At 70.8% G+C, this 23,133-nt stretch carries 23 protein-coding genes; 13 read left to right on the top strand and 10 right to left on the bottom strand.

The window, feature by feature from the left end:
• The first annotated feature begins 76 nt into the window (after positions 1-76).
• The gene (locus ACGFYN_RS04685) at positions 77-2,281 is read left to right on the top strand and encodes an N-acetylmuramoyl-L-alanine amidase (protein ID WP_393864291.1); all 2,205 of its coding nucleotides are present in this window, start codon (positions 77-79) and stop codon (positions 2,279-2,281) included.
• Positions 2,282-2,285: 4 nt separating this feature from the next.
• Here ACGFYN_RS04685 and ACGFYN_RS04680 read toward each other — a convergent pair whose 3' ends face one another.
• Together ACGFYN_RS04680 and ACGFYN_RS04675 are read right to left on the bottom strand one after the other, a co-directional pair.
• The gene (locus ACGFYN_RS04680; RefSeq protein WP_393864290.1) at positions 2,286-3,758 is read right to left on the bottom strand and encodes an MFS transporter; all 1,473 of its coding nucleotides are present in this window, start codon (positions 3,756-3,758) and stop codon (positions 2,286-2,288) included.
• Positions 3,759-3,810: 52 nt separating this feature from the next.
• Positions 3,811-4,233 (bottom strand): hypothetical protein, encoded by a 423-nt coding sequence (locus ACGFYN_RS04675; RefSeq protein WP_393864289.1) that lies wholly within the window; start codon positions 4,231-4,233, stop codon positions 3,811-3,813.
• Between the two features lie 174 nt (positions 4,234-4,407).
• On the opposite strand from ACGFYN_RS04675, the gene ACGFYN_RS04670 reads away from it, so the two are divergent.
• Positions 4,408-4,893, top strand: a complete 486-nt coding sequence (locus tag ACGFYN_RS04670; protein WP_393864288.1) for a DUF1877 family protein — start codon at positions 4,408-4,410, stop codon at positions 4,891-4,893.
• A gap of 93 nt (positions 4,894-4,986) precedes the next feature.
• On the opposite strand, the gene ACGFYN_RS04665 is transcribed toward ACGFYN_RS04670, so the two are convergent.
• The 3 genes from ACGFYN_RS04665 to ACGFYN_RS04655 all read right to left on the bottom strand — a co-directional run bounded on the left by ACGFYN_RS04665 (position 4,987) and on the right by ACGFYN_RS04655 (position 7,855).
• Entirely contained in the window at positions 4,987-5,544 is a 558-nt protein-coding gene (locus ACGFYN_RS04665) for a hypothetical protein (RefSeq protein ID WP_393864287.1), read from the bottom strand.
• 97 nt (positions 5,545-5,641) lie between these two features.
• Complete coding sequence (locus ACGFYN_RS04660; protein WP_393864286.1) at positions 5,642-6,145, bottom strand: hypothetical protein; 504 nt, start codon at positions 6,143-6,145, stop codon at positions 5,642-5,644.
• A 105-nt stretch (positions 6,146-6,250) separates the two neighbouring features.
• Positions 6,251-7,855, bottom strand: a complete 1,605-nt coding sequence (locus ACGFYN_RS04655) for a family 20 glycosylhydrolase (RefSeq protein WP_393864847.1) — start codon at positions 7,853-7,855, stop codon at positions 6,251-6,253.
• Between the two features lie 206 nt (positions 7,856-8,061).
• Between ACGFYN_RS04655 and ACGFYN_RS04650 the strand changes: the two genes are divergently transcribed.
• The 9 genes from ACGFYN_RS04650 (at position 8,062) to ACGFYN_RS04610 (ending at position 14,486) form a co-directional block, all read left to right on the top strand.
• Positions 8,062-8,628, top strand: coding sequence for a 2-oxo-4-hydroxy-4-carboxy-5-ureidoimidazoline decarboxylase (locus tag ACGFYN_RS04650; RefSeq protein ID WP_393864285.1), 567 nt, complete (start codon positions 8,062-8,064; stop codon positions 8,626-8,628).
• A 190-nt stretch (positions 8,629-8,818) separates the two neighbouring features.
• Positions 8,819-9,199 (top strand): succinate dehydrogenase, cytochrome b556 subunit, encoded by a 381-nt coding sequence (gene sdhC / locus ACGFYN_RS04645; RefSeq protein WP_079061657.1) that lies wholly within the window; start codon positions 8,819-8,821, stop codon positions 9,197-9,199.
• 5 nt (positions 9,200-9,204) lie between these two features.
• A complete protein-coding gene (locus ACGFYN_RS04640) occupies positions 9,205-9,687 on the top strand; it encodes a succinate dehydrogenase hydrophobic membrane anchor subunit (protein ID WP_393864284.1) in 483 nt (160 codons plus the stop codon).
• A gap of 19 nt (positions 9,688-9,706) precedes the next feature.
• The gene (gene sdhA / locus ACGFYN_RS04635) at positions 9,707-11,461 is read left to right on the top strand and encodes a succinate dehydrogenase flavoprotein subunit (RefSeq protein ID WP_393864283.1); all 1,755 of its coding nucleotides are present in this window, start codon (positions 9,707-9,709) and stop codon (positions 11,459-11,461) included.
• The gene (locus tag ACGFYN_RS04630; RefSeq protein WP_393864282.1) at positions 11,461-12,222 is read left to right on the top strand and encodes a succinate dehydrogenase iron-sulfur subunit; all 762 of its coding nucleotides are present in this window, start codon (positions 11,461-11,463) and stop codon (positions 12,220-12,222) included. The genes sdhA and ACGFYN_RS04630 overlap by 1 nt, the downstream gene beginning before the upstream one ends.
• A 137-nt stretch (positions 12,223-12,359) precedes the next feature.
• On the top strand, positions 12,360-12,770 hold the full coding sequence (locus ACGFYN_RS04625; RefSeq protein WP_393864281.1) for a VOC family protein: 411 nt from the start codon (positions 12,360-12,362) through the stop codon (positions 12,768-12,770).
• A 96-nt stretch (positions 12,771-12,866) separates the two neighbouring features.
• Positions 12,867-13,262 carry a hypothetical protein gene (locus ACGFYN_RS04620; protein ID WP_393864280.1) on the top strand — a complete coding sequence of 132 codons (396 nt, stop codon included), beginning with the start codon at positions 12,867-12,869 and terminating at the stop codon, positions 13,260-13,262.
• Positions 13,263-13,267: 5 nt separating this feature from the next.
• On the top strand, positions 13,268-13,744 hold the full coding sequence (locus ACGFYN_RS04615) for a thiol-disulfide oxidoreductase DCC family protein (protein ID WP_393864279.1): 477 nt from the start codon (positions 13,268-13,270) through the stop codon (positions 13,742-13,744).
• Between the two features lie 10 nt (positions 13,745-13,754).
• Positions 13,755-14,486: a TetR family transcriptional regulator gene (locus tag ACGFYN_RS04610; RefSeq protein WP_393864278.1), complete on the top strand. Its 732-nt coding sequence runs from the start codon at positions 13,755-13,757 to the stop codon at positions 14,484-14,486.
• A gap of 14 nt (positions 14,487-14,500) precedes the next feature.
• On the opposite strand, the gene ACGFYN_RS04605 is transcribed toward ACGFYN_RS04610, so the two are convergent.
• The gene (locus ACGFYN_RS04605; protein ID WP_393864846.1) at positions 14,501-16,906 is read right to left on the bottom strand and encodes an MMPL family transporter; all 2,406 of its coding nucleotides are present in this window, start codon (positions 16,904-16,906) and stop codon (positions 14,501-14,503) included.
• Between the two features lie 165 nt (positions 16,907-17,071).
• Here ACGFYN_RS04605 and ACGFYN_RS04600 point away from each other — a divergent pair, with 165 nt between their 5' ends.
• Together ACGFYN_RS04600 and ACGFYN_RS04595 are read left to right on the top strand one after the other, a co-directional pair.
• A complete protein-coding gene (locus ACGFYN_RS04600) occupies positions 17,072-17,761 on the top strand; it encodes a response regulator transcription factor (RefSeq protein WP_393864277.1) in 690 nt (229 codons plus the stop codon).
• A complete protein-coding gene (locus ACGFYN_RS04595; protein ID WP_393864276.1) occupies positions 17,758-19,215 on the top strand; it encodes an ATP-binding protein in 1,458 nt (485 codons plus the stop codon). Before ACGFYN_RS04600 ends, ACGFYN_RS04595 begins: the two co-directional genes overlap by 4 nt.
• 45 nt (positions 19,216-19,260) lie before the next feature.
• On the opposite strand, the gene ACGFYN_RS04590 is transcribed toward ACGFYN_RS04595, so the two are convergent.
• The 4 genes from ACGFYN_RS04590 to ACGFYN_RS04575 form a co-directional block, all read right to left on the bottom strand.
• The gene (locus ACGFYN_RS04590; protein WP_393864275.1) at positions 19,261-19,662 is read right to left on the bottom strand and encodes an ATP-binding protein; all 402 of its coding nucleotides are present in this window, start codon (positions 19,660-19,662) and stop codon (positions 19,261-19,263) included.
• A gap of 94 nt (positions 19,663-19,756) precedes the next feature.
• Complete coding sequence (locus tag ACGFYN_RS04585) at positions 19,757-21,313, bottom strand: ABC transporter substrate-binding protein (protein ID WP_393864274.1); 1,557 nt, start codon at positions 21,311-21,313, stop codon at positions 19,757-19,759.
• Between the two features lie 215 nt (positions 21,314-21,528).
• Complete coding sequence (locus ACGFYN_RS04580) at positions 21,529-22,809, bottom strand: metallophosphoesterase (RefSeq protein ID WP_393864273.1); 1,281 nt, start codon at positions 22,807-22,809, stop codon at positions 21,529-21,531.
• Positions 22,810-22,859: 50 nt separating this feature from the next.
• Positions 22,860-23,099, bottom strand: coding sequence for an SCO4848 family membrane protein (locus tag ACGFYN_RS04575; protein ID WP_393864272.1), 240 nt, complete (start codon positions 23,097-23,099; stop codon positions 22,860-22,862).
• Between the last annotated feature and the right edge of the window lie 34 nt (positions 23,100-23,133).

Below are 23,133 nucleotides of genomic sequence, written 5' to 3'. Positions count from 1 at the left end.
GTGCGCCAAGCATGAACTTCTCTTAGGGGTGGGGTAATTGAGTCCTCGCGGGACGCGCGCGTACAGACCGCTGAGCTTGAGACGCCGGGCCTGGCTGACGCTCGGCGCGGTGGTGCTGGGAGGGGGCGGTGTCGTCACCTACGCCGTCGCCAGCCCGTCCGCCGACCACCAGGCGGCCGGCCGGGCCAAGCGGCCGGTGAAGGTCTACGACATGGCGCTGAAGACCACCGCGAACGGCAAGCGGGAACTGCCGCGCACGGACACCAAGCAGTTCTCGATGCTCGGCGTCTCCTGGGCGGGGGCGACCCAGCGGCTGCACGGCACGGCCCAGGTCCGTACGCACAGTGCCGAGACCGGCGCGTGGAGCGCCTGGCGGGACCTGGAGGCGGACGCCGATCCGCTGCGGGACCCGCAGGCGGGTGCCGACGCACGCGGCGCGTCCGAGCCGCTGTGGGTCGGCCCGTCCGACGGCGTCGAGGTCCAGGTCGTGCACAAGAACGGCTCCACCAGCGCCGGGCTGCCCAAGGGGCTGCAGGTCAACCTGGTCGACCCGGGTGTGGTCACCGACGCCGAGACGAAGGCGACCGACCCCGCGAAGGAGCCCGCCGCGTTCGTGGCGGACACGACGCCGGGCGCCACGCCGACGGACAGCGCCTCCGCGAGCCCGACGGACAGCACGTCCCCGAGCCCGACCGACACCTCGTCCGCGAGCCCGACCGACAGTGCCTCCGCGAGCCCGACCGTGCCCACCGCGCCGCCGTCCACCGTCCCCGAGCCGCCGATCACCTCGCGCGCCGGCTGGGGCGCAGACGAGTCGATCAGCCCGGACCCGTCGGAGTACAACGCGGACGTGAAGGCCGTCTTCGTGCACCACACAGACGGCTCCAACGACTACTCGTGCGCCGACTCGGCCTCGATCGTGCGCGGCATCTACGCGTATCACGTGCAGGTCGACGGCTGGAACGACATCGGCTACAACTTCCTGGTCGACAAGTGCGGCACGATCTTCGAGGGCCGCAAGGGCGGCACCGACCTGCCCGTGCTCGGCGCGCACACCTACGGCTGGAACCGCGAGTCCGCGGGCATCGCGGTGCTCGGTGACTACACCACCACCGGCGCGACCAGTGCGGCCCTGGCCTCCGTCGCCCGTGTCGCGGCCTGGAAGCTCGGCCAGTACGGCGCCGATCCCTCCTCGACCGTGAAGCTCACCGCGGGCGCGGCGCAGACGAACTACTTCGGCACCGCGTTCACCGCGGGCAGCCAGTACACCTTCAACCGGATCTCCGCCCACCGCGACGGCTACAACACCCAGTGCCCGGGCAGCTCGCTCTACGCGCAGCTGCCGACCATCCGCGCCTGGGCGGCCGGCCCGGTGCAGGGCCTGAAGGTCACCTCGCTGTCCGGCGCGAGCCTGTCCGGCTCGACGTACTACACCAAGGGGGCGGTCACGGCGAAGTGGTCCACCACCACGCCGAGTTCGCTGATCTCCAAGTTCGAGCTGCTGGTGGACGGCAAGGTCGCGGCCACCGCGACGGGTTCGGCCACCTCCGCCGGCGCCACCGTGCCGGCGGGCAGCCACAGCGTCGCCGTACGGGCCGTGCACCAGTCGGGCAGAACCGCGACGAGCGCGGCGCTGACCGTCGCGACGGACACCACCGCGCCGACGTTCACGACCACCCCGAAGATCTCGCTGCGCACCGGCACGGTGAACACCACCGCCGTCCCGGTCACCCTCGGCTGGAAGGCCACCGACAACGCCGCGCTGAAGTCCGTCAGCCTGCTGTCCCCGACGACGGCCACCTTCGGCCCGACCACGACCAGCTCCAGCCGCACCGCCAAGTCCGGCTCCGCGAGCACCTGGTCGATGAAGGCGTACGACTACGCGGGCAACACCAGGACGTCGTCGCCCTCGTACACGCCGGTGATCTTGCAGGAGTCCTCGGCGGTCAAGTCAGGTACCTGGAGCACCCGTTCCTCCACCAGCTACCTCGGTGGCAAGTCGTACTCCAGCAGCTCCAGGAACGCGAGCCTGACCTGGACGTTCACCGGCCGCTCCGCGTCCTGGGTGGTCTCCCGGGCCTCGAGTTCCGGGCAGGTCTACGTCTACGTCGACGGCACGAAGGTCTCCACCGTGGACCTGAAGTCCTCGACGACCATGTACCGCCAGGCGATCTGGACCAAGACCTGGTCGAGCAGCGCCAAGCACACCGTGAAGATCGTGGTGGTGGGCACCAGCGGCCGTCCGACGATCACGACGGACGGCCTGGTCTACCTCAAGTAGCCGCTCACAGCGCCGAATCCACCGGCTCGGGCGTCTTCGATGCGGCACTCTGCATCGTGGGCGCCCGATCCGCGTTCACGACCACACCGGCGATCAGCGCGGCCAGCAGCAGCGCGCCCATCGCCCACCAGGTGGCGACGTTGAAGCCGTGCACGGTGGCCTTCGCCGCCAGCAGCCGCCTGTCCACGCCCGGTGCCGCATGCGCCGTCAGATACCGCGCCGTCACGGTCGCGGCGATGGTGTTGAGCAGCGCCGTACCGATCGAACCGCCCACCTGCTGGGCGGTGTTGAAGGTGGCCGAGGCCGCGCCAGAGTCGCGCGGCGCGACGCTCCCGGTCGCCAGCGAGACGGACGTCATCATCGCCGTGCCCATGCCGAGGCCGAGCATCAGCATCGCGGGCAGGATGTGCGAGGCGTACGCGGGCTCCGTGCCCACCTGGGCGATGATCGCCAGCGCGCCCGCCGCGATCAGCAGTCCCGGCACCATCAGCACCCGCGGCGGCACCCGATTCAGCAGCCGGGCCGCGACCTGCGTGGAGCCGGTAATCATGCCGACCGTGATGGGCAGGTAAGCGACGCCCGTCTTGACCGGCGAGTATCCGAGCACGCCCTGCATGTAGTACGTCAGGAACAGGAACGTGCCGAACATGCCGATGGTCACCAGCAGCGTGGTCAGGAAGGCGCCGACCCGCTGCCGGTCCTTCACCACCGACATCGGCAGCAGCGGCACCCGCGCCCGCGTCTGCCACCAGCCGAACGCCAGGAGGAGCACGACCCCGCCGGCGAGCAGCCCCAGCACCAGGCCGTCGCGCCAGCCCCTGGACTCCGCCTCGGAGAAGCCGTACACCAGCGAGAGCATCCCCGCGGAGCCGAGCACCGCCCCGGGCACGTCGAGGCGGGCGACGGGATGGCGCTCGCCGGGCGCGAGCAGCGCCAGCGCGCCGAAGAAGGCGACCAGCGCGATCGGGATGTTGACGTACAGGCACCAGCGCCAGTTCAGGTACTGGGTGAGGAAGCCGCCCGCGAGCAGACCGACGGCGGCGCCCGCGCCGATGATGGCGCCGAAGATGCCGAACGCCTTCCCGCGGTCCTTGGGGTCGGTGAAGGTCGTGGCGAGCAGCGACAGCGCGGACGGCGCGAGCAGCGCGGCGAACACGCCCTGCAGGGCCCGCGCCCCGAACAGCATCCCCTGGCTGCCGGCGGCTCCGCCGAGCGCGGAGGCGGCGGCGAAGCCGAGCAGCCCGATCACAAAGGTCTTCCGGCGTCCGACCAGGTCGGCGACCCGGCCGCCGAGCAGCAGCAGTCCGCCGAAGGCCAGCGTGTAGGCGGTGATCACCCACTGGCGGTTCCCGTCCGACATGTTGAGGTCGGCCTGGGTGGACGGCAGGGCGATGTTCACGATGGTCATGTCGAGGACGACCATCAACTGGGCGAGGGCGATGACCACGAGCGCCCACCAACGGCGGTTGTCAGCCATACGGCCCATCGTGCGCCCCCCGACCCCCGTTTGGGAACGCCAGCGTCTCTTATTACGGGGTTTTTGCCGCCGCGGCCGCCCCGGTCATCCCGGCCGCCGTCACCACGTCCCGGCACAGCAGCCGCAGCGAACCGTCGCCCAGGAAACAGCGGCGGGCCTCGTCGATCGGGTCCCACATCCGCCCGTCGGGCGTACGGAGCCAGTGCTCCCCGCTGCCCGACCACCACTCGGCGCCCGTCTGGCGGGCGATCACCTCGCCCGTGTACGCCCCGAAGGCGCGCAGCACGTTCTCCACGGCGGCGTACGGCGCCCCCTCGTGCCGTATCCCCTCGATGATCCGGTCGACACGCCACACACTCTGTGCCGAGTAGTCGAGGCGCACCCGCGCCCCCTCGCGCATCGCCAGAACCGCGTCCGCCGCCCACCGCACGGGCTTCGTCGCCGCGTTCGGCCTGGTCTCGTGGAAGGTAGTCACATACACAGGAGCGGAACCGGTGTGCCGGACGTCACGCCGATTCCGGCGGTTTCCCAAGAACGGCGCAGGACCACCCCGGCCCCGTCGCAGGACGGACACAGGACGCTCTCAGGTGCGGGTTCTTCCCGGGGAGTGACGCTTCGCCGCTTCGCTGCGCTCCTCTCACTGATGAGCATGTACTTCCATCTCCGCGCGGTGCCCCCGTCGGCGCTGCGCAACAGCGCGAACTGGTTGCGAGGGTTGTTCGAGGACGACTGGACGACCGTGCGCCGAAGGCTCGACCGGCACCGGGAGGAGTTCCTGTACCGGCACCATCCCGACCACGACCTTCTCTATGCCGGCGCTCCCCCGCACCGCATCGAGGACGGCCCACCGGCCGACGTGGTGCTCGGCGGCAGCCCGGTCCCGCACCCGGACCCCGGCCACCCGCCGTTCCTCCTGCTGCCGGCGGCGCGGGCCGCCCAGGTCGCCGCCTTCCTCGCGACGTCCGACATCGCAGACCTGTGGCAGCGGTCCCGCGAGGATCTCCTCCCCCGCTACGGCGGCGCCCCGGTGGAGGACCAGATGCGCACCCTCTTCGAGTCCACCCACCACGACCTGACGGCCTTCTACACGAGGACGGCCGAATACGGAGACGCGGTCGTCAAGTGCGCCTTGTGACACGTCCCGGCCTCCTGCGGTGCCACATCGGGGGCGCCGGGAGCTGCGCGACATGCCACGACCGACCCGCACCCGCCGACCGGCCGCGCGCCCCTACGCCAGCCGCGCCCGCCGAGCGACGACGGCCTGCAGCACCCGCCGCCCCTCGATGGAAACGTCCAGGGCCCGGCGCAGCCCACCCGCGCCGTGCCCGGCCAGAACCTCGAGCACGACGACCTGCCGGCGCAACTCCGCGGCGACCAGAGGAGACATCCCCTCCGTACGCCCCTCGCGGCGCGCGTCGACCGACGACTCCTCGTCGTCGACCAGATCCAGCAGCCGGTGTATCTGCAGGGCGGCCACGGAACAGGCGTCCGCCCACACCCGAACCGGCCCACCGCCGAGATCGTCCGGCGCGGCCGCCAGCATCCGACGGGCCAGCATCGCCGCCTCGCTCTCACCGGGCTCCCCGGTCCCGCCGAGCTTCGCGCGCGCGTCGTCCAGCCGCTCGCCCCAGTCCCCGGCGTCGCCGGCGTCGGCGAGATTGGCCCACAGCGGCCGCAGCACCTCGTCGTCGCCGCCCAGCAGGGGCACGCAGCGGTCCAAACAAGCCAACCCGCTGGCGGCCAGTCCGCGTTCGTCGGCCTGAGCGATCAGATCCACCAGGCTCATCCACGCCTCCCTCTGCGGGTCCCTTGCACGCTTAAGCAGGGCGTCTTCCCTCACCGAGCCCGCACTTCCCCTTACTGCGTGCGACGGCCCGTGAGTGTCACAGCGGTACCACGCCCAGCCGGTCGAGCAACCGGAAGAAAAGGTTTTCGGCCAAGGGATCGGGGTCCGCGGTCAGCACGTCGACCAGCGGTCCGGCCGGCACGTCGTGCCCGGCCTCCGCGGCCCAGGCGACCGCCCGGGCGGCGGCGTCCTGGGGCTGGAGGAAGTAGTCCTCCACCGTGAGCCCGTCGCTCGCGGCGCCGAGGTACCCGGCCATCGCGGCCCGCGCCAGACACGTCGTCCACGCCCCGCTCTCGGGCGCCGAGGCCTCGACGACCACGCAGTCGCTGTCCATGACGTACCCGAAGAGCGCGGGCGCCCCGGTCTCCCCGGCGAGGACGTTCATGTTCCCGACCTCGCCCTCGCCGTTCGGGTACTCCCACACCTGCCAGCCGCCGGGCGCCTCGGTGCGCAGCTCCATGCCCTTGGCGTCCGACAGCGCGTCCAGCTCCGCGAGCGGCCGCTCGCTGCGGCCCACGACGAAGTACCCCCAGTAGCCCATGTCCCGCTCCCCCACGGCTGTGTCGGCTTCGGCCCGCGCCGAATACACCACAGTCGTACGGCAGTTCGCAGCCGTACGCACCAAATGGCCCACGTCGCGGCGGGCTCAGCCCAGCCTGGCCGCCAGCGCCTGGAACTGCGCCCACGTCAGCGCCGGCTTCCGCGCGTCCCACAGCTTCTGGACCGTCGCCCGCAGGGGCATCCGGATGCCGGCCGCGACCTGGTCCTGGGTCTGCGAGGTGGAGAGGTCGCACCAGACCGCGAAGGACCCGCCGAGGATCTGCGCGTCGTACCTGGCCGGCACCGCCTCGGTGCCGCGCACGACACGCGGGGTCCACTGCTCGTAGATCCGCCGGCCCGTCGGGTACACGAAGTCGTTCGGCTGCCCGAGGACGTAGTACAGGTACTCGTCGTTGTAGTTGATCAGCTTCCGCCCGGCGCTCAGGTACACCACCGGCTGCCGCGCCCCGATCTCCTTGCCGGTCCAGTACGCGACCTGCAGGTCCTTGGCGGGCTGCACGGACGTCCCGGCGTAGAAGCCGTCGTTCCAGGCCCGCATCGTCCGGTCGTGCGCCCGGACCGTCCTGGCCCGGTCGTTCAGCCACCCCGTGGCGAGGTCGGAGATGGTCCCGCCGGGCCCGTACGCCTTCTGGGCCGCGGCGGACAGCTGCGGATAGGAGGCGGACGGGTTGGACGCCATCAGCGCCTGGTACTCGTCACCGCCGAGGTTCCACTTTCCGCCGGGGAAGAGACCGGCGTACTCGTTCAGCAGGTCGTCGACGATCCTGGCGGCGGCCGGCTTGGAGATGTCGACGGCCCCGCGCGCCGCCACGCCCGACGTGTTGCGCAGCTGGAGGTCGGGGTGGGCGGCGATGACGGCCCCCAGGTGTCCCGGCGAGTCGATCTCGGGGACCACGGTGATGTGCCGGCTCGCGGCGAGGTCGACGATCCTCTTGACCTCGGCCTTCGTCAGATGCTGCGGCGAGACGACCTCAGGATGCGTACGGGACTCGATCCGGAAGCCCTGGTCGTCGGAGAAGTGCAGCCCCAGCTCGTTGAACTTCAGGTCCCCGAGCTCCCGCACCCGGTCCTCGATCCAGCCCGCGGTGAAGTGCTTGCGCGCGATGTCCAGCATGAACCCGCGCACCGGCTTCGCGGGCCCGTCCTTGACGACGCCCTCGGGCGCCGTACCCCCGCCGTGCACCTCCTGCTTGAGCGTCCGCGTGCCGTAGAAGACCCCCGCGTCGGCGCGTCCGCTGATGGTCACGCGCCCGCCGCGCACGGTCATCGTGTACGACTCCGGGTCCGCCCCCTCGTCGTCGTTCAGCGCCAGCCGCAGGTCCCCGGCTTTCACGTCGTCCTTCTCGCCGCCGTACGTCAGTCCCAGCTCACCGGCGATCAGGCGGCCCTCGTCGGCCAGGTCGGCGTCGCCGACCACCACGCGCTCACCGCGCGCCGGCCGCCAGCCGGGTCCGCGGGCCGCGGTGTGGGAGCGCACTGCGGGGATGGTGCTCGGCGCCTCGGAGAGGGCGTAGGAACGGGTCGGGCTCGGCGTCGGGCTCGCACCGTCCGGACCGGACGAGTCCCCGGTCCGCCCGCCCGAGGGCTCCTGCTGCGCCGACCCCGCCGGACCGCCGTCGTCGGCGGAGGCCCAGAGCCCCACGCCGACCCCGAGCGCGATCGTCCCGGCGACCGCGCCCGCGACGATCATCCGCCTCTGCTTCACATTCCGCGCCGGAGGCCGGCGCCGGTGCTGGCTCACAGGGCCAACCTAGAACCCTCGGGCACCACGATGCGTCCACCACACGTTCCGAAACTCTCCCCTCCGGGTGAAATTCGGGCATCCGTCGGACACGTCATGCCCACTCTCGATAACGTGACGTCACACCTCCCACAGCTTCCTCTGCCGAAACCCACGTGACGCCCACACATTTTCCTGGCCGAGTCGCCGCCATACCGGCGCTGCCCGAGCAGACGCGCACTCCACCGTCCCCGAAGGGGCTGGAGGAGTTCAACACCGCGCCCTCCGACGAGGCGCGGCGCCTCCTGCTCACCTGTCTCCGCAGCCTCAGCTGGTCCCATCGGGTGGCGGCCCACCGCCCCTACCCGGACCTCGACTCCCTCCTCGCCGCCTCCGACGAGGCCGCCTACGACCTCTCCCCGGCCGACCTGTCCGAGGCGCTGGCCGGCGAGGCGTGGCCGGCCCTGCCGGACGAGACGTATGCGGCCGCCCACACGGCACTGAGCGCCGCCCACGCGGCGTACGAGGCCCGCTTCGGCCACTCCTTCGTCATCTACGTGGGCGACGCGCCCCCCGGCGAGTACCTCGACCGCATCCTCGAAGGCATCCGCTCCCGTCTCGCGAACGACCCGGAGGAGGAGCGCGTGGTGGCGGCCGAGGAGCTGCGGCGCCATGCGAGGGGACGTCTGGTGCAACGCCTCGGCGGAGCGGCCGGCCCGAACGCTCCCGCAGCCGGCGCATAACCGAACACACCACCCCAGAAGCCGCCCCTCTAACCCATACGCGTGCCACTTTGATCACACCGGTAGGCCCGACGTAAGCCCGGCGGCAGCGCCTGAGTACGATGCTGGGGGCCGGTGGACCGTACCCGGCCGGGCCCGACCGACAGCACAAGCCGGCGCGGCCCCAATCCCCGCTCCCGGAGGGACTTCCGTGCCGGCTGGAACGCTGTACCGCGGCCGGGAAGGAATGTGGTCCTGGGTGGCTCACCGAGTCACCGGCGTCCTCATCTTCTTCTTCCTGTTCGTTCACGTGCTGGACACCGCTCTCGTTCGTGTCTCCCCCGAGGACTACGACAAGGTCGTGGCCACGTACAAGACGCCGATCGTGGCTGTGCTGGAGTACGGCCTCGTCGCGGCCATCCTCTTCCACGCGCTGAACGGCCTGCGCGTCATCGCCGTCGACTTCTGGTCGAAGGGCCCGCGCTACCAGAAGCAGATGCTCTGGTCCGTCGTAGGCATCTGGGTCGTGCTGATGCTCGGGGCGATCTACCCCGTCCTCGGCCACGCCGCTCGTGAACTGTTCGGGAGCTGACACAGATGGCGACCACTGAAACCGCCGCATCCGGGATCGGCCCCGTCGAAGGCGAATCCGTCTACAACGTCGACAACCCGGCGGACCTCATCGAGGCCCCGCGCCAGCGCACCAGGAAGACCCCGAAGTCGACCCGGGGCAACTTCGAGATGGCGGCCTGGCTCTTCATGCGCCTGTCCGGCGTCGTCCTGGTGGTCCTGGTCATCGGCCACCTCCTGATCCAGCTGGTGCTGGACGGCGGTGTCTCGAAGATCGGCTTCGCCTTCGTCGCCGGCCGCTGGGCGTCCCCCTTCTGGCAGGTGTGGGACCTCCTGATGCTGTGGCTCGCGATGCTGCACGGCGCCAACGGCCTGCGCACGATCATCAACGACTACGCGGAGCGCGCGAACACCCGGCTGTGGCTGAAGGCCCTGCTCTACACCGCCACGGTGTTCACCATCCTGCTGGGCACGCTGGTGATCTTCACCTTCGACCCGAACATCCGCTAGGCACGGGGCTGCGAGAATCATGAAGATCCACAAGTACGACACCGTCATCGTCGGCGCCGGCGGCGCCGGCATGCGCGCGGCCATCGAGTCGACGAAGCGCAGCCGCACCGCCGTGCTGACCAAGCTGTACCCCACCCGCTCCCACACGGGCGCCGCGCAGGGCGGCATGGCCGCCGCGCTCGCCAACGTGGAGGAGGACAACTGGGAGTGGCACACCTTCGACACGGTCAAGGGCGGTGACTACCTGGTCGACCAGGACGCCGCCGAGATCCTGGCGAAGGAGGCCATCGACTCGGTCCTCGACCTGGAGAAGATGGGCCTGCCGTTCAACCGGACGCCCAACGGCACGATCGACCAGCGCCGGTTCGGCGGTCACAGCCGCAACCACGGCGAGGCCCCGGTCCGCCGCTCCTGCTACGCGGCCGACCGCACCGGCCACATGATCCTCCAGACGCTGTACCAGAACTGCGTCAAGGAGGGCGTGGAGTTCTACAACGAGTTCTACGTCCTGGACCAGCTGATCACCGAGGTCGACGGCGTCAAGAAGTCGGCCGGCGTGGTGGCGTACGAGCTGGCGACCGGCGAGATCCACGTCTTCCAGGCGAAGGCCGTGATCTACGCGTCCGGCGGCACCGGCAAGTTCTTCAAGGTGACGTCCAACGCGCACACCCTGACCGGTGACGGCCAGGCCGCCGTGTACCGGCGCGGACTGCCGCTGGAGGACATGGAGTTCTTCCAGTTCCACCCGACCGGCATCTGGCGCATGGGCATCCTGCTGACGGAGGGCGCCCGCGGTGAGGGCGGCATCCTCCGCAACAAGGACGGCGAGCGCTTCATGGAGAAGTACGCGCCGGTCATGAAGGACCTCGCCTCCCGTGACGTCGTCTCGCGCTCCATCTACACGGAGATCCGCGAGGGCCGCGGCTGCGGTCCCGAGGGCGACCACGTCTACCTCGACCTCACGCACCTCCCGCCGGAGCAGCTCGACGCGAAGCTGCCCGACATCACGGAGTTCGCGCGCACCTACCTCGGCATCGAGCCCTACACGGACCCGATCCCGATCCAGCCGACGGCCCACTACGCGATGGGCGGCATCCCGACGAACGTCGAGGGTGAGGTCCTGACCGACAACACGACGGTCGTCCCGGGCCTGTTCGCGGCCGGCGAGGTCGCCTGCGTGTCGGTGCACGGCGCGAACCGCCTGGGCACCAACTCGCTGCTGGACATCAACGTGTTCGGCCGCCGGGCCGGCATCGCGGCGGCGGAGTACAGCCAGAAGGCGGACTTCGTCGAGCTGCCGGAGAACCCGGCGCAGCTGGTGATCGACCAGGTCGAGCGGCTGCGTACGTCGACGGGCACCGAGCGCGTGGCGGCCATCCGCCGCGAGCTGCAGGAGACCATGGACGCGAACGTCATGGTGTTCCGCACCGAGCAGACGATCAAGACGGCCGTCGAGAAGATCGCCGAGCTGCGCGCGCGCTACAAGAACGTCGCGATCCAGGACAAGGGCCGCCGGTTCAACACCGACCTGCTGGAGGCCGTCGAGCTGGGCAACCTGCTCGACCTGGCCGAGGTCATGGCCGTGTCCGCCCTGGCCCGCAAGGAGTCCCGCGGTGGTCACTACCGCGAGGACTACCCCAACCGCGACGACGTCAACTTCATGCGCCACACCATGGCGTACCGCGAGGTGGGCGACGACGGCACCGAGTCCATCCGACTCGACTACAAGCCGGTCGTCCAGACCCGCTACCAGCCGATGGAGCGTAAGTACTGATGGCAACCCCTGTTCTGGACAAGGTGGAGGCGGAGTCCGCGGCGTCCCCCTACATCACGGTCACCTTCCGTGTCCGCCGCTTCAACCCCGAGGTCTCGGCCGAGGCGACCTGGGAAGACTTCCAGCTGGAGATCGACCCCAAGGAGCGCGTCCTCGACGGCCTGCACAAGATCAAGTGGGACGTCGACGGCACGCTGACGTTCCGCCGGTCCTGCGCGCACGGCATCTGCGGCTCCGACGCCATGCGGATCAACGGCAGGAACCGCCTTGCGTGCAAGACGCTGATCAAGGACATCAACCCCGAGAAGCCGATCACGGTCGAGCCCATCAAGGGCCTGACGGTCCTGAAGGACCTGGTCGTCGACATGGACCCGTTCTTCCAGGCGTACCGCGACGTGATGCCCTTCCTGATCACGAAGGACACCAACGAGCCGACGCGCGAGCGTCTGCAGTCGGCGGAGGACCGCGCCCGGTTCGACGACACGACGAAGTGCATCCTCTGCGCCGCCTGCACGTCCTCGTGCCCGGTCTTCTGGAACGACGGCCAGTACTTCGGCCCGGCGGCCATCGTCAACGCGCACCGCTTCATCTTCGACTCGCGTGACGAGGCCGGCGAGCAGCGCCTGGAGATCCTCAACGACCGTGACGGCGTGTGGCGTTGCCGCACGACCTTCAACTGCACGGACGCCTGCCCGCGCGGCATCGAGGTCACGAAGGCGATCCAGGAGGTCAAGCGGGCGCTGATCACGCGCCGCTTCTGAGCTCCGCTCTCCAGCGCCAGTAAGGGCCCCGTCTCCGGTTCGCACCGAGGCGGGGCCCTCTCGCGTCCGCGGCGGCCCTCGCCAAGGGCGCCCCGGCAATCACCGGTTCCGGCCTCCCGCCCACCTACTCTGACGGTATGTCAGATGACCAGTCGTACGAACTGCTCGGATTCGACAACGTCCTGCTGCCCGTCGGCGACCTCGGCACGGCGGTCGGCTTCTACGAGAGCGCCGGGTTCGCGGTGGGATTCCGGCTCGACGAGGCCGGGATCGCGCTGCTCAAGGTCGGAGGCGAGACGCCCGGCGTCCTGCTGCGGCAGGAGGAGGGGCTGGGGCACAGACCGCCGCCCTGGCCCTCCGCGCGCCTGTGGATCGAGGTGGCCGACGCGCGGACGACGGCCCGCACCCTCGCCGCCGCGGGCATCGCCCCGCTCGACGAGCCCTTCGCCGTGGCCACCGGCTGGACGGTGGAGATGGCCGATCCCTGGGGGAACGTCGTCGGATTCACCGACTACAGCAAGCGCCCCGAACTGGGCCGCCGCACCTGAGACTTCGCTCCACCCCCTTCTGGTTGAACGTGTTCAAAAATGGGTCTAGAGTCATCCCTGTCAGCGTTTTGAACGCGTTCAAGAAGGGGTGGGGGCATGGACCGCACGGTCGTCGCCTACGTCATCTACCTGCTGGTCAGCATCGCGCTGACCGTCTGGGTGGCCCGCACGCTCAGCCGCAACGGACGGATCTTCCTCGCCGATGTGCTCAAGGGGAACGAGAACCTCGCCGAAGCCGTCAACCACCTTCTGGTGGTCGGCTTCTACCTCGTCAACCTCGGCTTCGTCGCCCTGTACCTGAGCGGCGACGGGACCATCGAGGACACCCGGGGGATCTTCGAGACCCTGTCCACCAAGCTCGGCGTGGTGCTGCTGGTGCTCGGCGTGATGCACCTGGGCAACGTGTACGTCCTCAACAAGATCCGGCGGCGCGGGGCGCTGGAGCGGGAGCAGGTGCCGCCGGTCGCGCCGCAGGACTGGGTCGGGGCGTGAGGACCGTGGGCACCACAGCGGCGGACCGGGTCCCGGTCCGCCGGCTCACCCTCCTGTACGACGCCGAGTGCGCGCTGTGCACCTTCCTGCGCGACTGGCTCACCCGGCAGCCGCAGCTGGTGCCGCTGGAGCTCGTGCCCGCGGGCTCGGAGCAGGCCCGGCGGCGCTACCCCGCCCTCGACCACCGCGCCACCCTCGACGACATCACCGCCGTGGGCGACGCGGGGCAGGTCTACCGGGGCACCGCCGCCTGGATCGTCACCCTGTGGGCGCTGCGCGAGCACCGGCCGCTCGCCCACCGGCTCAGCACCCCGTCGGGCGCGAAGCTCGCCAAGGGGGCGGTGCTGGCGGCCGCGAAGTGGCGTGGCGGGCAGTGGGGCGGGCAGGCGTACAGCCGCGGGGACGGCTGGCGGTACGACCCGGGGCAGGGCTGGAGGTACGTCGCACCGGCCTGCGACGGCGGTACGTGCGTCACCCCTTAGGCTCCTTTCCGTGCCTGCGAAGAACGACGGCCCCGACGAGGGCGCCAACCAGACGAAGTCCGAGCAGACCCGCGCGCTGATCCTGGAGACCGCGATGCGGCTGTTCCAGGAGCGCGGCTACGACAAGACGACGATGCGGGCCATCGCCACTGAGGCCGGCGTCTCCGTGGGCAACGCGTACTACTACTTCGCCGGCAAGGAGCACCTGATCCAGGGCTTCTACGACCGGATCGCCGCCGAGCACCGGGTGGCGGTCCGGGAGGTCCTGGACCGGGAGACCGACCTGGAGGCGCGGCTGGCCGGCGTGCTGCGGGTGTGGCTGGACATCGCGACGCCGTACCACGAGTTCGCGGTGCAGTTCTTCAAGAACGCCGCCGATCCGGACAGCCCGCTCAGCCCGTTCTCCGAGGAGTCGGAGCACGCGCGCGAGGAGGCCATCTCCATCCACCGGGAGGTGCTCGCCGGGGCGACCAGAACGAAGGTCCCGGAGGAACTGCGGGACGTGCTGCCCGAGTTGATGTGGCTCTCCCAGATGGGCCTGGTCCTGTACTGGATCTTCGACCGCACGGAGGGCCGGGAGCGCAGCTACCGGCTCGCCGAGCGGGGGGCCCGGCTGACCGCCCGGGGCGTCTCCCTGGCCCGCTTCCGGGTACTGCGGCCGCTGGTGCGGGAGGTGCACGAGCTGTTCACGGACTTCCTGCCGGGGATGACGAAGGTGTTCCCCACCCCCGGCAGGTCCTAGGACCGGGGACGCGGTCAGTTCACCGCGTCCACCTCGCCCTCCGCCAGCTCCACGTCGAACACCAGCGGCCCCCCGGCCACCACCACGTGCGCCGCCCGCGAGCCGTACGGCGCGGCCGTGGTCGCCAGCAGGTACGTCCCCGGCGCGGGCACCGACACGATGTACGAGCCGTCCGCCAGGGACGTCACCCGGTCCAGCTGACGCCCGCCCTTCGACAGCAGCGTCACCGAGGCGCCGTCGACCGGCTCACCGTCTGACGTGCGGACGAAGCCGTGGACCGCCGAGGCGGGACCCTGGGAGGCCGGCGCTTCGAACGCCTCCTCCTTCGGCTCCACCGCCAGGTGCGGCAGTCGCCGCTCCAGCCATCCCGGCAGCCACCAGTTGGAGTTCCCGAGCAGATGCATCGCGGCCGGCACCAGGGCCGTACGGAGGATGAAGGCGTCGAGCGCGACCGCCGCCGCGAGGCCGACGCCCGCCATCGCCGCGCCCGAGTCGCCGCTCAGGACGAACGCCAGGAACACGCAGACCATGATCAGGGCGGCGCTGTTGATGACCCGGCTGGTCTCGGCCAGGCCCACGCGCACCGCGCGCGCGTTGTCCCTCGTGTGCACCCACTCCTCGTGCATCCGGCTGACCAGGAACACCTGGTAGTCCATCGAGAGCCCGAAGAGCAGCGACAGCATGATCACCGGCAGGAAGGCGTTGATCGGTCCCTCCTTGCCGAGGCCGAGCAGGTCCAGGCCCCATCCCCACTGGAAGATCGCGACGAGCACGCCGAAGGAGGCCGCCGCGGCGATCAGGTTCATCAGGGCGGCCGTCAACGGCACCACGAGCGAGCGGAAGGCGACCAGCAGGAGCAGGAAACCGAGGCCGATGATCGTCGCGATGAACAGGGGCAGACGGTCGCCCGTCACCGACGCGAAGTCCTTGGACACCGCGGTCACACCGCCCACGTGCGCCTGCGCGCCGGCCTTCGGGATCACCTGGTTCCGCAGGGTGTCGATCAGGTCGTCCGTCTGCTTCGACTGGGGTGACGTCGTCGGGACGACCTGGATCACCGTCACACCCTTGGCGGGCGGCAGCGGGGCGACCCGGGCGACCCCCGGGGTCGCGCCGATGCCCTTGACCAGCGTGGCCGTGTCGCCGCTCACGCTGACCACCTGGAGCGGGCCGTTGAAGCCGGGCCCGAAGCCCTCGCCGAGCAGGTCGTACGCCTGCCTGGTGGTCGTCGACGCGTCGTCGTTGCCCTGGTCGGTGGCGCCGAGGCGGAGCGAGAGCACCGGGACGGCGAGGACGGCCATGACGACCAGGGCGAGCGCGGCGATCCTGCGGGGGCGCTTCTGGACGTTCGCCGACCAGCGCGCGGCGAGACCGCTCGCCGTCTCCGTCTCGGGGCCCCGGGCCGCGAGACGGCGCCGCTGGCGGCGGCTGAGCACGCGCGGGCCGAGGAGACCGAGCAGGGCCGGCAGCAGGGTCGTGGCCGCGAGGACGCTCAGCACCACGGTCAGCGAGGTGCCGACGACGACACCTTCCAGGAAGCGCAACCGCGTCACGAGCATGCCGGCGAGCGCGATGCAGACCGTGCCGCCCGCGAACAGCACCGCCCTTCCCGAGGTGTTGAGGGCCGTGATCGCCGACTCCTCGGGGTCCATGCCCCGCTGGATGCCGCGCCGGTGCCGGGTGACGATGAACAGCGCGTAGTCGATGCCGACACCGAGGCCGATCAGGGAGGCGAGCAGCGGGGCGATGTCGGGGATGTCGGTGGTGTGGCTGAGCAGCTGGGTCGAGAACAGACCGATGCCCACCCCGAAGACGGCGATCGCTATCGGCAGCAGCATCGCGAACAGCGAGCCGAACGCCAGGAACAGCACGACGGCCGCGGCGACGATGCCGACCATCTCCGACAGGCCCTGCGGCGGCTCCTGGATGCGCTGGATGGCCTGGCCGCCCAACTCCACGCGCAGTCCGCCGCGTTCGGCGTTCCGCGCGGTGTCGACGACGTTCTGCACGAGGTCCTTGGGCACCTCGTTCGCACGCTTCGCGAAGGTCAGCTGGGCGTACGCGATCTTGCCGTCACCGCTGATCTGCGCGGCCCCCTGGGTGCCAGCGTAGGGACTGGTGACCGCGCCGACGCCGGGCATCTTCGCGATCTTGTCGAGGGCGGGCTGGATACGGGTCCGGACCGCCTGGTCCTTCACCGAGCCGCCGTCGACCTTCCACACCACGGTGTCGGTGTCGCCCGAGGTGCTCGGGAAGGCCTTCTGCATGAGGTCGTACGCGCTCTTGGAGTCCGTGTCGGGGAGGGAGAAGACGTTCGCGTAGTTCGTGCCCGCCGCCGAGGCCGAGAAGCCCACGCCGAACAACGCCCCCACCCACAGGAACAGGACCACCAGCCGGTGCCGATAGCACCACCGTGCCAATGCCGCCACGATCAATCGCTCCTTGTCGGTCGTCGGTCGGTCCCCCAGGTCCTGGCAACAGGATTGGGGGCGCCGCTCGCCCACGGGTGGGCTGCGCCATGACTCTCAAGGAACTCCAAAGACCGATCCGGCCCCGCTGCCGGCTCTCCGCCCGATACTGGGGACATGACGACGGCTCCAGGCACCGTGCTGGTGGTGGAGGACGAGCCGAGCATCGCGGACGTCCTCGCCATCGCCCTGCGCTACCACCGCTTCGAGGTGATGGTCGCGGGCACCGTCCGCGAGGCCCTCGCGCTCACCGAGCGCACCCGGCCGGACGCGGCACTGCTCGACGTCATGCTCCCGGACGGCGACGGACGGACGCTGGGGCGTGAACTGCGCGGCCGGCAGCCCGATCTGGCGCTCGTCTTCCTCACCGCGCGCGACTCGCCCGCCGAGATAGTCGGCGCCCTCGGCTTCGGCGACGACTACATCACCAAGCCGTTCAACATCGACGAGGTGGTGGCCCGGATCACCGCGGTGCTGCGCCGCACCCGCCCGGCGGACGTGCTGCCGCAGCGGCCCCCGCTCAGATACGGCGACCTGGAACTGGACGAGACGACGTACAGCGTCCACCGCGCGGGCCGCAGCGTCGAGCTCACCCCCACCGAGTACGCCCTCCTGCGCTTCCTGGTGCGCAACGGCGGCCGGGTCGTGCCCAAGGAGCAACTCCTGCGCCACGTCTGGCAGTACGAGCACACGCCGCCGGAGTCCACCGTCGTCGAGACGTACATCAGTTATCTGCGGCGCAAGCTGGAGGCGCTCGGGCCGCCTGTGATCACCACCCGGCGCGGTGTGGGATACGGGCTGGCATGAGGATCCGCTGGCTGAACTGCGAGCGCGGCATGCACTCGCTGCGCGCCAAGCTGACGCTGACCAATGTCGCGCTGCTCGCCCTCGGCATCGTGGCGACCACCGCGATCAGCCTCATGGGCATGCGGTACTACCTGCTCGACCAGGTCGACTCCCAGCTGACCAAGATGCGCGCCTCGCTGGGCGGTTCGCAGCTCACCGTCCGGCAGATCGATTCACTGAGCGCCCTGGCCTTCGTCCGCGACCGGCTGGTCCCGGGCGACACGGACAAGGAGCGCTCGGACCCGGACTCGATCTACACGGCGGTCAACGGCCGGGGCACCGCCGTCGGCATCCTCGGGGTCGAACCCACCGCGGCGCAGACCGGCCTGGCCCACGCGGTCGGCGACGCCGCGGCCCTCGCCAAGGACACCGATCCGCACGACGTGACGGTGCACGGCACCCCGTACCGGGTCACCGCCGTCCGGCTGACCGACGGCACGTACGTCCTGATGGCCACCTCCACCGAGGCCCTGCACACCGGCATGAGCAAGGCGCTCCGCCTCGACTTCGCGGTCGGCGGTCTGCTGCTCGCCCTGCTGGCCTGTCTGACGCTGTTCAGCGTGGGGCGGCGGATGCGGCCGCTGGAGGACATGGTGGAGACGTCGTCGGCGATCGCGGAGGGCGACCTGACCCTGCGCGTCCCCTCCAGCACCCATCCCACGCAGGAGGTCGAGCAGCTGCGGCTCGCCCTCAACTCCATGCTCCACCAGGTCGAGTCGGCGTACCGCACACGCGAGCACAGCGCGGCCCAGCTGCGCCGCTTCGTCGCCGACGCCTCGCACGAGCTGCGCACCCCGCTGTCCGCGATACGGGGCTATCTCCAGCTGTACGACAAGGGCATGCTCAGCGATCCGGACGAGCGCAAGCGCGCCTGGGAGCGGGTCCTGGCGGAGACGGACCGCATGGGGCACCTGGTGGACGAGCTGCTCACCCTGGCCCGTCTCGACCAGCAGCCCGAACTGCGTTTCCGCAACGTCGATTTGAGCCGCCTGGTGCGGGACGCGGCCGAGGACCTGCGCGTGCAGCAGCCGGATCGGCCCATCACGGTGGGCGCCGACGGCGCGCTGCTGGTGCACGCCGACGAGTCGGGTCTGCGACAGGTGCTCGGCAACCTGGTGGGCAACGTCCGCACGCACACACCCGCGGACGTGCCGGTGCGGCTGGACGTGGAGCGGGAGGACGGAGTCGTGCAGCTGTGTGTCGCGGACGAGGGCCCGGGGCTGTGCGACGACGACGCGGCACGCGTCTTCGACCGCTTCTTCCGGGTCGGCACAGGCGCGGGCAGCGGGCTGGGCCTGGCCATCGTGCAGGGGGTCGTGCAGGCGCACGGCGGGGACGTGGCGGTGCGCACGGCACCGGGCGAGGGGCTGGCGGTGACGGTCACGCTCCCGGCGCGGACGGCCGTACGGTCGTGACTCCCGGGGCCGTGCGCCGGCCGGCCCCAACTGCCCCGGCGTGACTCAGGCGTTGGCCGTCAAAAGCGCCCACACCGTCTTGCCGTGGCGCCCCCTGCTCCACACCCCCCAGGCCGCCGCCACGCTCTCCACCAGATGCAGACCGCGGCCGGCCTCCTCCCGGTCGCCGACGACGCGTAATCGCGGTTCCAGCCGGCCCTCGTCCGACACCTCGATGAGACAGGACCCGTCCGCCAGCGCGGTCACCGCCACCTCGAACTCCCGCTCCAGCAAAGGCCCGTGGCGTACGACGTTGGTCGCCAGCTCGGACACCAGCAGCACCGCGTCGGCAAGCGCCTGATCGTCCGGCAGATGGCCCCAGTCGGCCAGATGATCCCGGACCCGGTGCCGGGCGAGACCGACGGACGCCGGATGCCGGGGCAGCCGGAAGGAGTTGCGTCTCAACACGTTCGCTCCTCACCGCGCGCACACCTCCGTCACATGGTCCTGCGCCGGGTGCGTGTACGGCATCAATCGCGAAGGCCGACGCCGCGAGTTCACGTCAGATCCAGGTGAGGCTCCACAGCCGGAACACGCCGGTGCCGTCGTCGAGATACTGGCCGCCGCCGACGTCCTCGCTGCTGAGAACGTACTCCTTGCCCTGCCACAGCGGGATGACGGGCACGTCGCGGGCGACGTCCTGCTGGAGACCGGTGAAGTCGGTCGCGGCGTCCGAGCGGTCGGCGTACGACTGGCTGGTAAGGATCAGCCGGTCCACCGCCTTGCTGCTGTACCCGGTGTTCATGGTGCCGTCGCTGCCGACGAGCGGGGCCCCGAAGGTGTCCGGGTCCGGGTAGTCGGCGACCCAGCCGACGGCGTACGCGTCCAGCTTCCCGGCGGCCCAGCGCTCCTGGAAGTCGGTCCACTCGTAGCCCTTGAGGGTCACCTTGAACAGGCCGCTCGCCTCCAGCTGCTGCTTGAGGGCCGTGGCCTCCGCCTCGGAGGCGCCGCGGTTCTCGGCGTAGCCGTAGGTGAATCGGACCGGCGTCGTCACACCGGCCTCGGCGAGCAGGTCCTTCGCCTTCTGCGCGTCCTGCTTGGGGTAGGCGTCGAAGAACGACGTCGTGTGGCCGGTGATGCCCGTCGGGATCAGCGAGTACAGCGGGTCGACGGTCCCCTTGTACACCGTGGCGGCCAGCCGCTCGCGGTTGATCAGCCAGGCCATGGCCCGCCGCACCCGCACGTCGTGCAGGGGCGAGCTCGCCCGGGTGTTGAGGTAGAGGTTGCGGGTCTCGGAGCTGTCGGACTCCGACAGGCGCTGGTGCGGATCGCTCGCCGAGAGCCCGGACAGGACCTGGGGCGGGAGCTGGCGGGTGGCGACGTCGACCTGCTTGGCGTTCCAGGCCTTGTCGAGGGCCTGCGGGTCGACGTAGTAGAGCAGGTCGACGGGCCGGCCCGTGCTCTTCAGGGCGCCGCGGTAGCGCTTGCTGGGCGTGAGGACGGCCTTCTTGCCCTTGGCGTACGACGCCAGCGTGTACGGCCCGGTGCCGTCCACACCGGTGTCGGTGCGCAGCCCGTCCTTCGGGTACTTCTGGCTGTCCACGATCGAACCGGCGCCGGTGGCCGCCTTGAACGGGAACGTGGCGTCCGGCGAGGACAGGTGGAATGTGACGGTCAGGCCGTCCGCGCTCACCGAGCGGAGCGTGCCGAACAGCGAGGACGGACCGACGTCGGACTTGATCTTCTTGACCCGGTCGAAGGAGTACTTGACGTCCTCCGCGGTCATCGCGCGGCCGCTCGGGAAGGTGAGCCCGGCCCGCAGCCGGCAGCGGTAGGTGGTCGGTTCGCTGCCGACGAAGCCGCAGCTCTGGGCCGCGTCGGGCACCGGCGTGGCGCTGCCCGGCTCGTAGGTCAGCAGTGACTGGAAGACGTTGCTGAACAGCGCCCAGGAGCCCGCGTCGTAGGCGCCGGCCGGGTCGAGAGCCGTGATCTCGTCCGTCGTGCCGACCCTGATGGTCTTCCCGGTGTCCTCCTGTGACGGCAGCAGCTGCCAGCCACCCACTCCCACGCCCGCAAGTACCAGAAGCGACGCGAGAATGCGCATGCGAACCGAACGCATCGGTTTGCCCTCCCCTGCCCCGAAGGGCCCCCACCCCATGTGCCACCCCCTAGTGGCGCGGCTCACCTAATCACACGTGTTTCAGCTGAGGGAAGAGGGATCTGGTGAGTTGAGACCGAAGTCGCCGCAAGGGTTTTCCGCCACGTTTCACAGCGCCGTCACAGGATCTGTCCCGGAAGGTCGGGCAAGCGGTCACCACGGGCGGCCCGGGACCGTCAGGCCCGCGTCGAGGCCAGTTCGATCACGGTGATGTCGGACGGCGCCCCCACACGTGTGGGCGGTCCCCAGGCGCCGGCGCCCCGGCTGACGTACAACTGCGTGTCGCCGTAGCGCTCCAGGCCCGCGACGGTCGGATTGGCGGCCGCCGCGATGAAGTTGCCGGGCCAGAGCTGGCCGCCGTGGGTGTGGCCGGAGAGCTGGAGGTCGACGCCGTGCCTGACGGCGTCGTGGATCTGGACCGGCTGGTGGGCGAGGAGCACGCACGCGCGTGCCGTGTCCCGGTCGCCGAGCGCCTTGCCGAAGTCGGGGCCCTGGCCCGTGCTCTCGCCCGCGATGTCGTTGACACCGGCCAGGTCGAACCAGGGCAGTTCGGTACGGGCGTTCTCCAGCGGGTGCAGCCCGAGCCGCCGCACCTCCTCGACCCACTGCCGGGCGCCCGAGAAGTACTCGTGGTTGCCGGTGACGAAGTAGGAGGGCGCCTGAAGCTGGGTCAGCGGGGCCGCCGCCGGGGCCAGGTTCTTCACACTGCCGTCCACCAGGTCGCCGACGACCGCGACGATGTCCGGCTGCGTGGAGTTGATCGTGTCGACGACCTTCTGCGTGAAGCTCCGGCCGAGGATCGGGCCCAGGTGGATGTCGCTGACCACCGCGATGCGGTAACCGTGCGCCGCGCGCGGGAGCTTGGCCAGCGGCACGGTGACGCGCTTCACGCGCGGGCCGCGCAGGACGTCGTACGTGCCGTAGCCGACGGTGCCCACGGCGGCGGCCGCGGCGGCGCCCGCGACGACACGGGAGACGAACAGGCGGCGCGAGGGGCCGGGGGCCCCGGCCTCCGGCTCACTCCCGGGCTCGGACTCGGGTCCGGGCTCGGACCTCTGCGAGGGTACGGACCCCTGCGAGGGTACGGATCCGGCCGAAACCGGCCGCGCCTGCGGTACGTCCGCCGAGGCGCGCGCCCGCCGGGCCGGCACGCGGCGCAGCAGCGGCCGTACGACCTCGCCCGCCACGACGGCCAGCAGAAGGTAGATCGACAGCGCGAGCCACAGGAAGCCCGGCCAGGCGAGGACCTGCTGGAGCCAGAAGGGGGCACCGGCGCGCTCGGCGACGATCGCGCCGACGGCCAGCACCCAGCCGCCCGCGATCAGCACCGCGCCCGCCCGGCGCGCCGGGCCCGGCCGCGCGGTCGTGTCGCGGAACAGACGGCGCCACAGGTACCAGTTGGCCGCACCGAGCACGCCGAGCGCGAGCAGGGCGACCAGGACGAAGACGATGACCACCGTGTGTCGACCCCCGTTGCCGGTTCTGCGGTTGCGTGCGGATTCGCCGCTTATGAGGTCTGACGCAAAGCGCGCAGGCCGCGCAACCCGATGCCCCCGACGACCGTCCCCAATACGAAGGAGACGACAGCGAGCGTCAGGTGCACCCAGAAGTAGGCCGTCGGGTGGCCGTCGTCGAACGCGAGGCCGCTGCCGTCCTTGACCAGGTTCTTGACGAAAGTGACCCAGATGACCCAGCTCCACACCCCGAAGGCGAGCAGGAACCAGGAGACGGGGCGACTGAGCTTCATACGTTCAGTATCACCGCCGTCTGTCCGGTTCGGC

It is taken from the genome of Streptomyces sp. NPDC048419, from assembly GCF_043200415.1.
Classification (GTDB): Bacteria; Actinomycetota; Actinomycetes; order Streptomycetales; family Streptomycetaceae; genus Streptomyces.
This window is presented reverse-complemented; position numbering and strand designations above follow the sequence as displayed.

Coding starts and splice junctions, on each gene's coding strand:
- ACGFYN_RS04680 (WP_393864290.1), bottom strand. CDS start 3,758: ATGGCTGACAACCGCCGTTGGTGGGCGCTCGTGGTCATCGCCCTCGCC.
- ACGFYN_RS04670 (WP_393864288.1), top strand. CDS start 4,408: ATGTACTTCCATCTCCGCGCGGTGCCCCCGTCGGCGCTGCGCAACAGC.
- ACGFYN_RS04665 (WP_393864287.1), bottom strand. CDS start 5,544: ATGAGCCTGGTGGATCTGATCGCTCAGGCCGACGAACGCGGACTGGCC.
- ACGFYN_RS04660 (WP_393864286.1), bottom strand. CDS start 6,145: ATGGGCTACTGGGGGTACTTCGTCGTGGGCCGCAGCGAGCGGCCGCTC.
- ACGFYN_RS04655 (WP_393864847.1), bottom strand. CDS start 7,855: ATGATCGTCGCGGGCGCGGTCGCCGGGACGATCGCGCTCGGGGTCGGC.
- ACGFYN_RS04640 (WP_393864284.1), top strand. CDS start 9,205: ATGGCGACCACTGAAACCGCCGCATCCGGGATCGGCCCCGTCGAAGGC.
- sdhA (WP_393864283.1), top strand. CDS start 9,707: ATGAAGATCCACAAGTACGACACCGTCATCGTCGGCGCCGGCGGCGCC.
- ACGFYN_RS04630 (WP_393864282.1), top strand. CDS start 11,461: ATGGCAACCCCTGTTCTGGACAAGGTGGAGGCGGAGTCCGCGGCGTCC.
- ACGFYN_RS04625 (WP_393864281.1), top strand. CDS start 12,360: ATGTCAGATGACCAGTCGTACGAACTGCTCGGATTCGACAACGTCCTG.
- ACGFYN_RS04620 (WP_393864280.1), top strand. CDS start 12,867: ATGGACCGCACGGTCGTCGCCTACGTCATCTACCTGCTGGTCAGCATC.
- ACGFYN_RS04600 (WP_393864277.1), top strand. CDS start 17,072: ATGACGACGGCTCCAGGCACCGTGCTGGTGGTGGAGGACGAGCCGAGC.
- ACGFYN_RS04595 (WP_393864276.1), top strand. CDS start 17,758: ATGAGGATCCGCTGGCTGAACTGCGAGCGCGGCATGCACTCGCTGCGC.
- ACGFYN_RS04585 (WP_393864274.1), bottom strand. CDS start 21,313: ATGCGTTCGGTTCGCATGCGCATTCTCGCGTCGCTTCTGGTACTTGCG.
- ACGFYN_RS04575 (WP_393864272.1), bottom strand. CDS start 23,099: ATGAAGCTCAGTCGCCCCGTCTCCTGGTTCCTGCTCGCCTTCGGGGTG.